The organism is Bacillus cereus group sp. MYBK108-1 (assembly GCF_051917185.1).
Lineage (GTDB): Bacteria > Bacillota > Bacilli > Bacillales > Bacillaceae_G > Bacillus_A > Bacillus_A cereus.
Map to the genome: position 1 here is coordinate 1 of NZ_JBQAHZ010000056.1, position 2,359 is coordinate 2,359.

Consider the following 2,359-nt stretch of genomic DNA (forward strand, 5'->3'; position numbering starts at 1 on the left):
AATTGACGTTTCACGTTGTTTGTTTCGTTCAGTTTTCAAAGAACTACTTGGTCGCTCATTTGCGACTTCCTTATGTTAACATCTTCGTTAGTTAATGTCAACTAAGTTTTTTTATTTCGTTTGTCGCTTGCGATGTTATTGTCATCGGCGACTTGTCCTATATTACACCTCTATATAATAATAGTCAATATTAATCTTTCATTTTTTTTAAAAGATGAAAAAGACTCTCATACCCCCCTTTTATTTCTCATACATATCAATAAAATAACTGAAAGGAGTGTAGAACTTGTTCAATCCTTCTTTATTACACATCATAAGCTCCCATTCAAGAAGCCCACACTATCATAGGAAGTTTCCAATCATTCTATTTTGGAGTCAAAAAAGCGGTTGTACTTCTCTTGCTAAGTGGTTCTTTTACCAGATTGATTTATTACAAACCGCTCTAAGCTATAGTCCTTTCATTCATAATTATGAATATGATATATACAAAAGTACACCTGCCTATAGTGTACGACTAGGAGTAGCGTTACGAGAAAAACAAAAAGAAACTTTTAAACTTGTTCGTAACCCTTATAGGAGAGCAGTCAGTTCTTTCGTGTCCTTAATTGGACCTCCTTATATGGAAAATCCTGAATGGAAACCCATCCGAAAGTTTTTATATCAAGATGAAAATTCCCCCAAAAGGATCTCATTTAAACAATTTTTATACTATCTATTTATGAAAGGGGCTCACGCAAGTGATATTAACCCACATTTCACACAACAATATATAGCTGGTGAAGAAGAATATGTGACCAATTATATATACTTAGAAAACTTCGATCAGGAAATGAAAGAATTAGAAAAGCGTTTCGAATTAAAAACCGCACCAATAAATGAGTTCTCAACATCATGGCATCATCAAACTCCCGCCATGATTTATAAAGGGGATTTTAGCGAAGGCGATATTACTGATCCTTTATTTCCCCGTCATCCAACTTTTGAAAGCTTTTATGATACTGAATGTATACAACTTGTCCAAACAATATTTCAAAATGATTTTGACACATATAAATACAGCAAAGAATATCCATACTAACTTTAGTCTATTATCTTTGCTAAATAAAAAAGATACCTCATATATAAGGTATCTTTTTAACATTTCAATTATATAAATCATACTGTTTAACAGTCTCTATTCTCCACCTTGTTACCTTTTAATAGATTACATAACTTTTGCTTATCCGCCCATCCTACTCCGATTAAAACTAAACTCGCTCCCATTATTACTCTCCATGTCAGAGATTCATTTAATAGAATAATTGAAGTAACAATACTTATTAATGGTAATGCATTTAAATATAATCCGCTTACTGATGCTGAAACTCTCTCTAGCGCTTTATTCCAAAACCAATATGCTAAAATTGTTGCTCCAATAACAAGGTATATTACACTAAGTCCCGTTTTCCAAGTTTCAACCTTTGGGAGACCGTAATAAAAAATTTCTATCAGTGCAAACGGTAAGAGAATAACAGCTCCAATAATTAAAGTTAATGTTGTAAAAACCTCGTTTGATAAATACTGTTCTTGTTTTGGTCGCTTTAGCAAAACTGTGTAGAAAGCAAATAGAAAAGTACTTAATAATATTAGTATATCTCCTATTAAAGACACTTCTTGATTAGCACTTTTAGATGGAATCGTAATAAAGAGTACTCCTATAGCACCCAATATAATTCCTATCCAATAATTCAATCGAATTTTCTCTTTCAAAAAGAGTGCTGAAAAAAGAATTGTAACTAATGGTAATGCAGCATCTATAATACTCACATGTAATCCACTTGTTAAAGAAATGCCGTAGGATGTAAACATAAAATAACCAGCTACACCGGTAAAAGCTAACAAACTCATTCTTTTCCATGGAACTTTTTTATGTACAACTGATTTTTGTAATTCCTTAAATGAGAATAGCATACAAATTCCACCTGCAAAGAAAAGACGAATAAATAACAAAGTAAACGGCTGAATAGATTCTAACGCCCATTTTGTTGGCGCAATGGCTGTACCCCATAATATAACAGCCACTAATAACATGCATATTTCTTTCATAATTCCCCACACCCATCAAAAATATATGTTAACTACCTTAATTATAGATTTTTTCTAATGTAAAATCCTTTAAAAGCACAAAAGGTTATGTAAGATCACAAACATTCTTTTTACATCTGGACTATATTCTTGAAAAGGTAATTCTTACCTTTAAATTTAAAATAATAAAAATAAACACAAAAAAACCTAAGTCAAAATAACTTAGGTTCTTGCTTGGCGACGTCCTACTCTCACAGGGACAAGGTCCCAACTACCATCGGCGCTAGAGAGCTTA

2 protein-coding genes are annotated in these 2,359 nt (G+C 32.3%); one reads left to right on the forward strand and one right to left on the reverse strand.

Features of this window, described 5'->3' with window-relative positions:
* Positions 1 to 286 precede the first annotated feature (286 nt).
* Positions 287 to 1,078 carry a sulfotransferase family 2 domain-containing protein gene (locus ACTFSL_RS31020; protein ID WP_326264214.1) on the forward strand — a complete coding sequence of 264 codons (792 nt, stop codon included), beginning with the start codon at positions 287 to 289 and terminating at the stop codon, positions 1,076 to 1,078.
* A gap of 86 nt (positions 1,079 to 1,164) precedes the next feature.
* On the opposite strand, the gene ACTFSL_RS31025 is transcribed toward ACTFSL_RS31020, so the two are convergent.
* Positions 1,165 to 2,085: a DMT family transporter gene (locus tag ACTFSL_RS31025; RefSeq protein ID WP_000658277.1), complete on the reverse strand. Its 921-nt coding sequence runs from the start codon at positions 2,083 to 2,085 to the stop codon at positions 1,165 to 1,167.
* Positions 2,086 to 2,359 lie beyond the last annotated feature (274 nt).

Coding starts and splice junctions, on each gene's coding strand:
- ACTFSL_RS31025 (WP_000658277.1), bottom strand. CDS start 2,085: ATGAAAGAAATATGCATGTTATTAGTGGCTGTTATATTATGGGGTACA.